Consider the following 12,505-nt stretch of genomic DNA (forward strand, 5'->3'; position numbering starts at 1 on the left):
TACTACATATGCAAAGCCTATGCCCGCTAGTCCATTAGCGTATGCAGAGGAAAAATAATTCTAAAGATAGTTCCCTGCCCTACTTCACTATCTACTGTAATTTTAGCGCCATGGCTATTTATAATATTTTGAGTAGAAGTAAGACCAAGACCCATACCGCCCTTTTTGCCTGTAAAAAAGGGATCAAAAAGTTTCTTAATCTGATCAGGGGGAATACCCTTACCATTATCAGCAATCGAGATTACTACTGCGCCTTCATCTCTATGGCTATCAATTTTGAGTATACCATGATCTACTTCCATGGCTTCGATAGCATTGATAATTATATTTAAAAAGGCCGTTTTAAGCTGTTCTTTGTCAAAAGAGATTTTTGGCAGCTCTGGCTCCAGCTTTCTTACCAACCTTATACCTCTTAATTTTATTCTGTCAGAAGTGATGTTGAGCGTTTCATTGATCACATCATTCAGGCTACCTACTTCAGGGTTTAGCTGCTTAGGTTTAGAAGATTTGAGCATTTCAGTAATGAGCTGCTCTATTCTATCTGCATTTCTTCTTATGATGTCAAAATATAGGCCGGTATCTTCTTCCTGATCTTCTACCTCATCTCTCAGCTGCTCCAGTGCTAAATTAAGGTTAGTGAGCGGGTTTCTCACTTCATGAGCCATGCTTCGGGCTATTTGCCCGGTCATAGCTAATTTCTCTGCCACCAATAGGTCTTCTTCCGCTCGCTTGCGCAAGGTAAGGTCATGAATAATGCCTTGATAACCATAGATTACGCCATCATCATCAGCTAAGGCAATGCCATTTACCAAACATTCTACCTTTTCATCATCCTTTTTCACCAGGGTGATTTCAAAATCTTTTACCTGCCCGTTTTTAGTGAGCATATGGTAGAAGTACTGATAAGATTCCTCACTGGCGAAAAGCTCCTTCATGGTCATTTGCAGGATTTCTCCTTTGGCATATCCCAGCAACTTTTCCATGCTTTGATTTACATCTATAAAAAGATGCTCTTTGTTGATCATATAAATAGAATCTACTGATCTCTCAAAAAGCGACCTGTATTTAGCCTCGTTGGCATTCAGATCTTTTATAGATTGCGCATGATTGATGGCATATCTTATGCTTCTGCCCAGAGTATTAGCATTGATTTCGCTTTTTATAAGGTAGTCAGAAGCTCCCAGCTTCATAGCCTCATAATCTATTTCTTTATCTCCCTGACCAGTTAAAAGAATTAGAGGGATTTCACAGCCTTTAGATCTGACCCCCTTTATAAAATCAAGTCCGTTTTTTTCACCCAGTCTATAATCTACCAGGCAAATATTATAGTTGTTAGAACAAACTTCCTCTAAGGCAATATCATAATCTGGCTGCCAACTGATATTAAATGAGGTCATACTATTGAGCTCATCCAGATAGTCTTTTACCAGGATAAAGTCATCCTCATCATCATCAATTAGAAAAACATCGATGATATTACTTTTATTTTGCACCATACTTTTATTAAATACTATTTGGCATTTTTAGGCAGCTCCACTATCCCAAACCAATAATCACCTATTTTCCTTGTTACATCTACTAATTCATCGAAAGTGACAGGCTTAGAAATGAAAGAGTTAACCCCAAGGTCATAACTTCTTACAATATCTTCTTCTGCCTTACTGGTGGTGAGCACTATAACGGGAATTCTTCGTAAGTCGGCATCACCTTTAATATGCCTGAGCGCTTCTCTCCCATCCATTCTAGGCATATTCAAATCCAGTAATATTAAGCCTGGACGTGGAGATTCTGCATACTTTCCTCTTTGATACAAAAAGTCTAATAATTGTTCTCCATCCTCCACAAAATGTAAATCGTTAGCCAGTCTGTTTTCGGAAAGGGCTTCCTGAGCCAGCATACGATCATCCGGATCATCGTCTGCCATTAAAATGGTGATAGTCTTAGCTATTTCTGACATCTTTTATTAATTATTTTAAAGGTAATACTATTGTAAATGTTGCTCCTTCTCCTTCTACACTATCAGCGGAAATAAGGCCATTGTGATTTTGAACCACTTTTAAGCATATAGCTAAGCCTATACCTGTTCCCTGAAATTCATTCCTACCATGCAAACGCTCAAAGATATTGAAAATTCTATCAGAATACTTTTTATCAAAGCCTATTCCATTATCACTAATCTTTATTTCCGTAAATTGTTTAGAAGAATCGACATTAAAATTATATTTCTTTTGAACTTGTGTGCCAGTAATGGCATTTGCACTCACTTCAATGTGTGGCATTCTTTCCGGCGGAGTAAATTTTAGAGCATTACTCATCAGGTTTTGGAACAGCTGTCTTAACTGTAAGCTATCACCCTCTATTTCTGGTAATTCGCCTACATCTATTGTAGCTTTTGTTTCTAATATGCGAGTTTCCAAATCTCCTTTCACCTCATCTACAAGCTCGTTGAGTATAATAGGCTTAAATGGCTCCTGATTTCTGGCTACTCTTGAATATTTCAGTAAATCATCTATCAAAGACTGCATACGAGCCGCTGCACTTTGCATTCTACTGATGTAATCGGCTCCTTTTTCCTCCAGCACGGCTTCATATTTAGTCACCAATCTATCACCAAAGGCGCGAATCTTTCTTAAAGGCTCCTGCAAATCATGCGAAGCCACATAGGCAAACTGCTCAAGGTTTTCATTTGACTTCTGTAACTCTTCATTTTTAATAACCAGATTATATTCAAAATTCTTTTGCTGAGTAATATCTTGAATAGCACCATAAAATGTTTCTAAACGGCCCAGTTCATCTAATTCATAGGTGGCTAGTGCTCTTATATATTTTATAGTGCCGCCATTACCCACCAGCCTGAATACAATATCATAACCAGTAATTTCGGTTCGTGCTTTTTCTATTTCTTCCGTAACCCTTGCTAAATCTTCCGGATGGATATGGTTAACAAAGAAACTCTCGTAGGTAGGAACAAAAGAAGCAGGTCTATCATAAATTTTATACACTCCAGAAGACCATTTTACTGAATTTTTAGGCAAATACCACTCCCAGCTACCCATGTTAGCAATGTGCTCTGCAGAGGCCAGAATTTTATTATTCTTCTCTAAATCATCATGAACTTTCTTTTTAATTAATAATGCCCCTATTGATGATGATACTTGCAAAATAGTTCTTCTAAGTGGATCTATGTCAGAAGAGCTATCTTTAGAAAAGAAAGTAGCGGTAAGGATAAGTTCATTATTAAATATAATAGGCACGGCAAACACCATCTTCAGTCCATATTCAGCGGCTTTGTGCTTTTTAATGAACTCCTCATTAGTGGCTTGAGAAATATCTTCTATAAACTCCATCTCCAGGGTGTTCATAACACGGCCAATCATCCCCTCCCCTTTATTAATATCCAGCCTTAAATTATTGGTATGTAACTCTTCAAAAGAGTCATCAACAGCATAGTGTAACTCTGATAAGTACATTTGCCCTTCAAATGGCAGCCACACTTCAGCATAATCCATATTATATCGCTGACTTATTTTCTCAAACACGCTGATTACCGCCTCATCGAAAGTGCTTGAGTCTGCAATAATTAGGTTAAGCTGAGATACGAAGGAACGTTCTTCTTCAGCAAATTTCAATTCAGTAATATCTCTGCCTTCAAATACAATTAAAGACACCATTCCTTCATTAAAAATTGGTTTTAAAGAGAAGTCAACCGTACGCGTGATTCCTTCACTATCAAGCAAGCTCACCTCTTCTCTAACAAAATTTCCGCTTTGCGCCTTATTAAATATTTCCCTGATATCTTCTGTTACTTTTGAAGATTGTATCCACAAAGAAACATCCCACAGATTATGCCCTATCAAATCTTCCGGTTCGAAGCCTCCAAAATCTAAGAAGGCTTCATTCGCTTCCATTATAACGCCTCGGTAATCTAATAAACTGATATACTGAAAGGTGTTATTGAAAATAGCTTCAAACTTTTTACGTCCTTCTTCTATAATAAAATTGGCCTTTTTATGCACGGTGGTGTCTACAAGGGTGATAACACAACCATCATCTAGCTTTACGCAACTTTCTTCAATCCATATTTCATGATTTTCATTAGGATTGTAAAATGTCTCCATGCTATGAGCTATTCCCCTGTCTGTGGTATCAACATAGTTTTCATAAGCACCAGACTCCAGAGCTGAAGGAAATTCTTCTAGCAGAGTTTTTCCTAAAAAGCTTTCTAATGGCCTTTGTAATAATCTTTCTACCGCACGGTTACCCAGCTGATAGCGGAAATCTACTATTTCACCGTTTTCACGGATTGCTTCCATAAATAGAATACCATTAGGAGAGCTGTCCATTACTTTTTGTAATGACTCTCTGGCTCTCATTTTTTCATTTACCTCTTGGCTTATTTGCTTAAGGTTATTCTCTAATTCATGCTCTGCCAGCACTTTTATTCTTAAGGTTTTATATAGCTGCGTAAATAGATAGGCTATAGCTATTATGGCCAGTATAAAACTCATAAAAATGAGCAGAGGGGTAACCATACTACTATAATCCTGGCGATTAGTACGTGCTATTAATAGCTTCCATTCACTATCAGTCATTGTATCTACCTGCTTACGAATAGCCGCCATATTCTTGTTGCCTTTTGCAAGAAGTGTATTTTCAGTCGCTTCAAACTGATTCTTAGTAGACATATCCTCAATGATATTTTCTATGATGCTGTACTGATTAATTACAAGCTCCCTAAGACTATCAACCCTAGTTTTCTGCCTTGCATTATCACTTACCAAGCTATCTACAAGGTCTATCTTAGATAAGGCTATCCATTTACTATTAAAATAAGGCTCTAGAAAGGCAGAGTCAGAGGTAAGCTGATAGCCTCTATGAGCCGATTCAGCATCTTTAACTTCAGAAATAACTTTTTCCAGTTCTCTCATCACCACATTGGTGTGCTCTACATCTTGTGCATCCTGGATCATGTTATTCAAACTTCTATAAGTAAGATATGATATGGCCAGCATTATAGCCACTACCAACCCAAATATGACCCTAAAAGATTTAACTGATTTCATAAATAATATTAAGTGTGTGCAATTTTCCTCATGTATGTAGAATTTATTCCACATACATATACTTACTGATATTTACTTATTGTAATAATATACTCATAAAAAGACTGAATTATCAACTCAAAAGCGGTCATGCTCTGACATTTAATACGGAGCAGAAAATTATCCAAAAATAACAGTGCTAAAAAAATACCGATGAAAGCTACCCTTTAAAAGTAAATTAAGCCCTAACAATAGTTCTACCCGCTGCTTCAACATTGCATGGTTTGGGAAAGAAAAGAAATTACCCATAAGAAAAGCCAATGATTACGAGGTGTGATTAATTATGTATTTCATACTAAGGCTAAAAAATATTATCACTTATAAAATCTCAAAATTCATTGAGTTATATAAAGAGAATAAACGCACAGGGCAATGATATAAAAATCACCCTATGCACAAATGATATTTAAATGTTTATATCGTAAGCTTTTAGCTTATTGTAGAGTGTTTTTCTATCAATATTTAAAACTTCTGCCGCTTTGGTTTTATTGTAACCGGTTTTTTCCAGTACGCTAATAATAGCATTTCTTTCAGCATTTTCTGAGACAGATTTAAGATTGGTTACATCAGTACTAGCTGGCTCACCATTACTTAAAGACGCGGTAAGATAATCAGGAGAAATAATTTCTGATGGCAAGCATTCTAAACTCACCTTATCTGACTGGCATAGTAATACAGCCCTTTTCACTACATTTTGAAGCTCTCTGAGGTTTCCGTGCCAGTAGTAATTCTTCAATTTCTCTTCTACTTCAGGCTCAAAAGCTTCTATATTTTTATCTAACTGGGCATTAGCCAATTCTAAGAAATGACGAGCAAAAATCAGAATATCAGGCTTTCTTTCTCTCAAAGGAGACAGCTCTATTCTAAACTCATTAAGCCTATGGTATAAGTCTTCTCTAAATTTACCGTTTCTTACAGCTTCTTTCAGGTCTTCATTTGTAGCGGCAATCACTCTTACATCTATATCCAGGTCTTTCACACCACCTACACGCTTAATTTTGCGCTCTTGCAACACTCTTAAAAGCTTGATCTGGTTTTCGTAAGATAGGTTTCCTATTTCATCTAAGAAGAGTGTACCTCCATTAGCTATTTCAAAACTACCTGGCTTATCTGCCAAAGCACCAGTAAAAGCTCCCTTCATATGACCAAACAACTCACTACCAGCAAGTTCTTTAGGTAACGCACCACAGTCAATAGCCACAAATGGCTTATCTACACGCTTACTTTTATTATGAATTTCATTAGCTACAAACTCTTTTCCTGTACCTGTTTCTCCGGTTATGATTACAGACATATCAGTAGGTGCTATAAGCGTAATATGCTTATGTACTATTTCTGACTGGCTACTCTTTCCTGCTACAAAATTTTTCTTCTTATTAGGAGATACTTTTTTAGCTCCTGAACTCCCCTTGGCAGGCTCATGATCGTTCTGCTCTTTCTTTTGTTTTATAGCTTCCTTTACGGTAACTAAAATTTCATCAGGATATAAAGGTTTGGTTACATAATCATAAGCTCCATGCTTAAGTGTTTGTACGGCTATGCGCACATCTGAGTATCCGGTAATGATGATTACGGCAGTTTCAGGGCTTATTATCTTTATTTTTCGTAGTATGCTTATACCATCTTCATCTGGCAATCGGTAGTCACTTATTACCAGATCAAATGTTTTTTTCTTAAGTATTCTTATCCCCTCTTCACCAGTATTGGCGTAGTCTACTTCATAGTTCTTTTTGGTTAAAAATTTATTAAGAAGCAGACATATGTCATTATCGTCATCTATTATCAGTATTTTCTCCATTGGGTTAGTCTATAGTATATTCAATCAATTTGTAATGGTTATGACGAGTAAGTCACATGTAATTCTTCGAGGGCATCCATAATCATTTTCTTATTAAATGGCTTGGGAATAAAGAAGTCAGCACCTTCTGCAGTTGCCCTTTGTCTTTCTATGTTACCATCATAAGCGCTTATTATTATCACTTTGGAATCCTTGTTTTCTTCTAAAACCTTGGGAATAAGATGAAAACCTAGTCCATCTGGCAGGTTGAGATCTAAGAAAACAAGATCATACTTATTTGCCTTTATTTTTTTTGCTCCCTCCTCTACGCTATGAGCGTAGGTGGTCTGAAAACCCAGTTTTTTTAACATCCCTGACAGTAGCAAGCATATCTCAACTTCGTCATCCACTACTAGTATCTGCTCTTTCTTCAAAACGTAATCATCTTTAAAAGTTAAGAAATTTGTATTCTTCCACCTCTCTTTATGTGTTCCTTCACATTTACCTTCCTAAAAATGAGTTTTGAAAGGATACAAACTGCAACTATGAAAACAGCAAAGCCAAGGAACAGTGATAATATAATGTTTAGAATCATCATTTTGTTTACCATTATTTACTAATCCGGCTAATGAAAATTTTATACCAATTAAACCATGCGCATTTAAAGCTCAAAATCAACCTTTTGGTTTGGCTAAGTTAGGCAATAGAGATTAAAAGTGTGTATTTAATTCCACACTTAGGAGGTGTGGGGTTCTCACCCCTAATAAAGGAAAGAGCTAATAAGGATTATCAATTAACAATTAGGCTATGGCACAGGATTTTCATATTTAACTTCAATCAAAACTAAATCTTAATACAATTATGAGTGATTTACTTTATATTATAGCTGTGATCCTAATAATAGGATGGCTTCTAGGATTTTTCGTCTTTAGCATTGGAGCTTTAATACATGTACTATTAGTATTTGCAGTTATAGCTATCTTATTCCGACTCATCTCGGGTAGGCGACTATAAATCTACAGTATGAGAAATTTCGAACTTTCTTTTGAAGATTATGCTCAGGACATTCTACCCAGAAGAATGGAAATGCTTAAGTCCTTGGTAAAACATCCTTTTCCGGTAAAGACCCTTTTTGGCAAAGGGCAAGGAGAAAAAAATGTGATAAAAAAGATAGGCAGAGTTTCTGACTTCAAGGGCTTATATGCTTTCATTCAAAATGATGAAGTGATCTATGTAGGCACTTCAGAAAAAGTGGTGAACAGGCTAAGCTACCAGGTGAAAGGGTATACTAAGTATCAGGCTCACCTGGCTTGGGAGATAGCTAAAGAGTATGAGTTATATACTAACAAAAAATTAGGAACTCCTAATCTCAAAAAGGCTAAAAACATTATCATGAACATGCATGTGATATTTCTAGAGATCACTTCGCCACTAGAGCGGCATCTGATGGAAATTTATTCATGCATGAAGTTCGACTGCAAATTCAATATTTTTGAAGGGCACCGCTAATTACAGCGCTGCCCTTATTTTTTCTCTTGCCTCTTCTCTTTCGTCCTCTTCAGCAGGATCTTCTAACGGCTCATCATTAGGTCTATCAGGCGAATATGCTAGTCTTATATACATAGGAAAATGATCTGAACCTATGGCTGGCAACCTTTGAATATCTACTAATCGGAAATCTGTGCTATGAAAAACATGGTCTAGCGGCCATCTTAATATTGGAATCTTAGCATTGAAAGTATTAAAGAAGCCTCTTCCCTTCCGCGGATCTAGCAGCCTGCTTATGCGCTGAAAAATTCTTGTGCTATGAGACCAGGCCACATCATTAAGGTCTCCGGCCACTATTACCGGTCCTTCTACCTGCTCTACCTCTTTGGCTACCAAATAAAGTTCAGCATCACGCTCAGTAGAACGCTCATTTTCTGTAGGGCTTGGCGGCTCAGGGTGTATGGCATACAGCTTTATTAAGTCACCGCTTCTGAGCTTAACATAAGTATGTATAGAAGGAATATCCTCTTCCACCATAAACTTCACCTCTGAACCTTGCAACTGCAGCTTAGAATACATTAAAATGCCATACGTATTGTCAATCGGATATTTAATAGTATAAGGGTAAAATTCCTCAATTTCTTTCACTCCATGCTCCCATTTAAGGTCTGTCTCCACCATAATCAATACATCCGGCATGGTATCTTTCACCACTTTTACCAGCCTTTGATATTCTCGGTTATACATGTACACATTACTGATCATTAGACTTAGAGTACATTCATCGCTTACATCATTTATCCTCTTAGATTCTTTATTGGCCAGCCAGGTATATGGAAAAACTATTATGCTTTCATAAACAGTAGCCGCAGTAAGCACCAGGGTAAGTACAAAATGCCACCATATATTAAAATCAAGTTCCAAAATAAGGCCTACTAAGCAGAGCATACCTAAAACGGCGAGTTGCGCTTGCGGAAAATCAAAAAAGCGAATCCACCAGGCATCTTCCTTCAATAACTTTATGAAGGTTCCTATTATGGTTATAACCGAAAGTACTATGATAATAGTTGTTAGCATTGAATATGTTTTTTTTGAGGAATTATCTCCACATTAAACAGTGAGCAACCATTTTGGTTATCATTTTTTAAGGATTTCTAAATGGCATGAATTTTACCCTATAATAATAAAACATTAATCAACTTGCGAAAAAAGAAAAGTAGTAAAATCATAATCATCACTGCAGTAGTGCTGATAGTGCTAATAGGCACTGGTATTTTTTTAGTAAAACAATATGCTAAGCCTTATGTAAGAGGTAAAATTACCGAACAACTAGACTCCCTTAGCAATAGTCCGTGGAATTTGCAGTATGATTCCTTCTCGATAGATCTGAGCGGCGGAAATTTTAGCATTACTAACCTCTCTATAGACCACCAAGCAGATAGCAGCAGCCGTTATAAAGTTTCTACTGATCAGCTGGAGATTACAGGTATAGGCATTATTACCTATTTACTGAACAAAAAGATATCTATCAATAATATACACCTTTCTAAGCCCAAAATTCAGCTTATTAATAAGCAACAGGCCAAGAATAAGCAAGACAGTAGCTCCACTGCCAAAAGCAGACCTAAGCTCCCTAAAATGAAAATAGGTAAAATTGCTATCTCCGATGGCCAAATACAAATACTACATGCAGATAGTTCACTGGCTAACCCTATGCTAGAGGCTGAGTTTAACTTTGAACTTACCAAACTTAAGACTGACTCCACTGAAGCTCATGAATACAACTTCTTTGATATGGAGACACTCCTATTTGACATGAAAAACATAGCCTATAAGCCAGACAGCCTTTATTTAATAAATCTGAAACAACTCAGCTTAAGCCTGCAAGACAGCAGTTTAATGCTTGATAGTGCCAGTATCACCTCACAATATAGCAAGTTTGATTTGGGGCTGGCAGTAGGTCATGAAATAGACTGGATGGACATTAGTAATCAATCAATAGCTATAAAACATATTAATTTTAAAGAGATTTTTAATGATTCTACTTACCATGCGGGCGCTATAACTGTAAATGGGCTAAATGCTTTGATTTTTAGAGATAAAAGACTGCCTTTCCCTGATAAACCGAATACTGAGCTCTTTAAGGACTTTGTAGCTAAACTTCCCGTAAAGGTGAATATTGACACTATTATGGTAAAAGATGCCAGAGTTGAATATCAAGAATATATCAAAAAGGCTGTAGGTCCTGGCAGAGTACACTTTGATAACCTCTACGCCTCTTTTTATCATTTCACTAACACTGACAGTGCCTTGCTTAAAAAAATTAATTACACCGCCCAAATGGATGCGCAGTGTAATGTTATGGGTGAAGGGCTACTGAAAGCGTCTTTTAAATTCCCCATTACGGATGAAGGTGAACCATACTCCGTAACCGGAAGCATGGAACCTATGGAGCTATCCAGCATTAACCCTATGATAGAGTATGTAGGCTTTACAAAAATTAGAGAAGGAAAGCTTCTGAACCTTGATTTTAATTTCACTTATAATAACAATAGCTCTGATGGTAAGATGTATTTTGAGTATGAAAACCTTAAAATTAACACGCTCGATAAAGACGATCATACCAGTAAAGGGCTGGGACAAAACATCAAATCTTTTATAGCCAATACCTTTGTAGTGAAAACTGATAACTCAAAAGATGATGGTAAATTCAGAGTGGGTGATATCTCATTTGAAAGAGATAAAAAGAAGTCGATATTTAATTACTGGTGGAAATCACTGCTGACAGGCTTTAGGTCCAGCACAGGTATAGAAGCTCCGGAAGAAAAGATTAATGTAAACTAAAAAACATCTTAAGCATTTATAAAGCATAAAAAAGCCTTATGAACATAGAGTTCATAAGGCTTTTTTAATGATCAACGTATATTATATTTAACGGCCTGTTTTCTCTTCGGCTTTTATGTCATCTACTTTGTGCGATGTACTTCTGCCAGAGTCTTTATCTCTTTTTCGGCGAATAAAGAACATCACCCCAAATAATATCGCTATAGATATGATTACGTACAGTATGATTACTAATATCTCCATAATTGTTAAGGTTTATTCGTCTAAAAATATGTTTTTAATAGTTTGGCTTGGTGTAAAGAATAACATGGCCTCAAAGTAAGGACTGGGAGTAACCGTGTTTTCCAGTATTTCATCACGGTTAAAAGAATTATCTTCAGCAATATCAAACCGGAGGTTAAACCTGTACCCGGCCGATAGACCTAACCAGATAAAATCGCTAATTATCGCTCTCTCATAACTTAGTGAAGCTAAAATATCTGATCTTCTAAGTTGTAAATCATTGAAACGTGCCAGCTGCTCATAGTCTAGGGCTATGTTATAGCTATCGCCACTCACTTCATAACCGAAGAAGAAGCGTTGCTTTTTATTCACATTATATCTTAAGTTAAAATCAGCGGGTAATTTCGATTCAAAACCCCAGTTTTCATTCCAGGTTTTATTCCACAAAAACACTGGGTAAATACTTCGTCTACCCAGATTATATGACAGATAAAGGCCTACACCATAGGCATTATCCGGGCTTTTTTGCCATCCGTAAATGGTAGCTAAAGAGTAGTTAGCGAAATTATAAAAAGGAATATCATCATCACTGATATCTCCATTAAATGCTGCTGATGCCCGCACATATATAAAGTGTTTTTTATCAAAAGCATGATTATAATAAGCCTTTACCACGCGAGATCTAAGATCTTTATCATTCAAAGATTGATATAGCGGATAATCTTTATACTCTTCACCCTTAAACTTGTATTCGCTCTGAGCATAATCAAAGCCTATGATGAAGTTACTCCTATCCCTAAGCACAATAGGAATTTTAATTTTAAAACGGAACTTATTCAAATGGCTCACTTCTCCCTCAGAATCGGGCAGGCCAGCTATTTTACTCTTGGTATCAATATCATAACCCACTACAGGAGTATACCGAAGCACTATACCTCGGGGCATCATATTAGTGACATTGGGTGAGGGCCAGTCATCTTCCTCGTCTTTATCAGTGTCTACATCTACTTGTGCTAAAGACTGAAATCCTATCAGCCCCATTATGACCATAATTGCTATTTTTCTCATATAT

Annotated in this window: 11 protein-coding genes; 3 read left to right on the top strand and 8 right to left on the bottom strand. The window is 36.7% G+C overall.

Annotated features, from left to right (window positions below):
• Nucleotides 1-26: 26 nt before the first annotated feature.
• From LVD15_RS24720 to LVD15_RS24740, 5 genes are all read right to left on the bottom strand, one after another.
• Nucleotides 27-1,496 carry a hybrid sensor histidine kinase/response regulator gene (locus LVD15_RS24720; RefSeq protein WP_233777863.1) on the bottom strand — a complete coding sequence of 490 codons (1,470 nt, stop codon included), beginning with the start codon at nt 1,494-1,496 and terminating at the stop codon, nt 27-29.
• A 14-nt stretch (nt 1,497-1,510) separates the two neighbouring features.
• Nucleotides 1,511-1,957: a response regulator gene (locus tag LVD15_RS24725; protein ID WP_233777864.1), complete on the bottom strand. Its 447-nt coding sequence runs from the start codon at nt 1,955-1,957 to the stop codon at nt 1,511-1,513.
• Between the two features lie 10 nt (nt 1,958-1,967).
• The gene (locus LVD15_RS24730) at nt 1,968-5,063 is read right to left on the bottom strand and encodes a CHASE3 domain-containing protein (RefSeq protein ID WP_233777865.1); all 3,096 of its coding nucleotides are present in this window, start codon (nt 5,061-5,063) and stop codon (nt 1,968-1,970) included.
• Between the two features lie 445 nt (nt 5,064-5,508).
• On the bottom strand, nt 5,509-6,900 hold the full coding sequence (locus LVD15_RS24735) for a sigma-54-dependent transcriptional regulator (protein WP_233777866.1): 1,392 nt from the start codon (nt 6,898-6,900) through the stop codon (nt 5,509-5,511).
• A 38-nt stretch (nt 6,901-6,938) separates the two neighbouring features.
• A complete protein-coding gene (locus tag LVD15_RS24740; protein ID WP_233777867.1) occupies nt 6,939-7,313 on the bottom strand; it encodes a response regulator in 375 nt (124 codons plus the stop codon).
• A gap of 427 nt (nt 7,314-7,740) precedes the next feature.
• Between LVD15_RS24740 and LVD15_RS24745 the strand changes: the two genes are divergently transcribed.
• Together LVD15_RS24745 and LVD15_RS24750 are read left to right on the top strand one after the other, a co-directional pair.
• Nucleotides 7,741-7,893, top strand: coding sequence for a lmo0937 family membrane protein (locus LVD15_RS24745; RefSeq protein WP_233777868.1), 153 nt, complete (start codon nt 7,741-7,743; stop codon nt 7,891-7,893).
• Nucleotides 7,894-7,902: 9 nt separating this feature from the next.
• Nucleotides 7,903-8,388 carry a hypothetical protein gene (locus LVD15_RS24750; protein WP_233777869.1) on the top strand — a complete coding sequence of 162 codons (486 nt, stop codon included), beginning with the start codon at nt 7,903-7,905 and terminating at the stop codon, nt 8,386-8,388.
• Here LVD15_RS24750 and LVD15_RS24755 read toward each other — a convergent pair whose 3' ends face one another.
• On the bottom strand, nt 8,389-9,444 hold the full coding sequence (locus LVD15_RS24755; RefSeq protein WP_233777870.1) for an endonuclease/exonuclease/phosphatase family protein: 1,056 nt from the start codon (nt 9,442-9,444) through the stop codon (nt 8,389-8,391).
• 123 nt (nt 9,445-9,567) lie between these two features.
• Here LVD15_RS24755 and LVD15_RS24760 point away from each other — a divergent pair, with 123 nt between their 5' ends.
• Nucleotides 9,568-11,211, top strand: coding sequence for an AsmA family protein (locus LVD15_RS24760; protein ID WP_233777871.1), 1,644 nt, complete (start codon nt 9,568-9,570; stop codon nt 11,209-11,211).
• 87 nt (nt 11,212-11,298) lie between these two features.
• Here the strand turns inward: LVD15_RS24760 and LVD15_RS24765 are convergent, their stop codons facing one another.
• Together LVD15_RS24765 and LVD15_RS24770 are read right to left on the bottom strand one after the other, a co-directional pair.
• Entirely contained in the window at nt 11,299-11,454 is a 156-nt protein-coding gene (locus LVD15_RS24765; RefSeq protein ID WP_233777872.1) for a hypothetical protein, read from the bottom strand.
• 12 nt (nt 11,455-11,466) lie between these two features.
• Complete coding sequence (locus LVD15_RS24770; protein WP_233777873.1) at nt 11,467-12,501, bottom strand: DUF6268 family outer membrane beta-barrel protein; 1,035 nt, start codon at nt 12,499-12,501, stop codon at nt 11,467-11,469.
• Nucleotides 12,502-12,505 lie beyond the last annotated feature (4 nt).

Source organism: Fulvivirga maritima (genome assembly GCF_021389955.1).
Taxonomy (GTDB): Bacteria; Bacteroidota; Bacteroidia; order Cytophagales; family Cyclobacteriaceae; genus Fulvivirga; species Fulvivirga maritima.

What these genes read in the sequence shown, in the direction of transcription:
- LVD15_RS24720 (WP_233777863.1), bottom strand. Translation starts at nt 1,496, where the DNA reads ATGGTGCAAAATAAAAGTAATATCATCGATGTTTTTCTAATTGATGAT.
- LVD15_RS24725 (WP_233777864.1), bottom strand. Translation starts at nt 1,957, where the DNA reads ATGTCAGAAATAGCTAAGACTATCACCATTTTAATGGCAGACGATGAT.
- LVD15_RS24730 (WP_233777865.1), bottom strand. Translation starts at nt 5,063, where the DNA reads ATGAAATCAGTTAAATCTTTTAGGGTCATATTTGGGTTGGTAGTGGCT.
- LVD15_RS24735 (WP_233777866.1), bottom strand. Translation starts at nt 6,900, where the DNA reads ATGGAGAAAATACTGATAATAGATGACGATAATGACATATGTCTGCTT.
- LVD15_RS24745 (WP_233777868.1), top strand. Translation starts at nt 7,741, where the DNA reads ATGAGTGATTTACTTTATATTATAGCTGTGATCCTAATAATAGGATGG.
- LVD15_RS24750 (WP_233777869.1), top strand. Translation starts at nt 7,903, where the DNA reads ATGAGAAATTTCGAACTTTCTTTTGAAGATTATGCTCAGGACATTCTA.
- LVD15_RS24755 (WP_233777870.1), bottom strand. Translation starts at nt 9,444, where the DNA reads ATGCTAACAACTATTATCATAGTACTTTCGGTTATAACCATAATAGGA.
- LVD15_RS24765 (WP_233777872.1), bottom strand. Translation starts at nt 11,454, where the DNA reads ATGGAGATATTAGTAATCATACTGTACGTAATCATATCTATAGCGATA.
- LVD15_RS24770 (WP_233777873.1), bottom strand. Translation starts at nt 12,501, where the DNA reads ATGAGAAAAATAGCAATTATGGTCATAATGGGGCTGATAGGATTTCAG.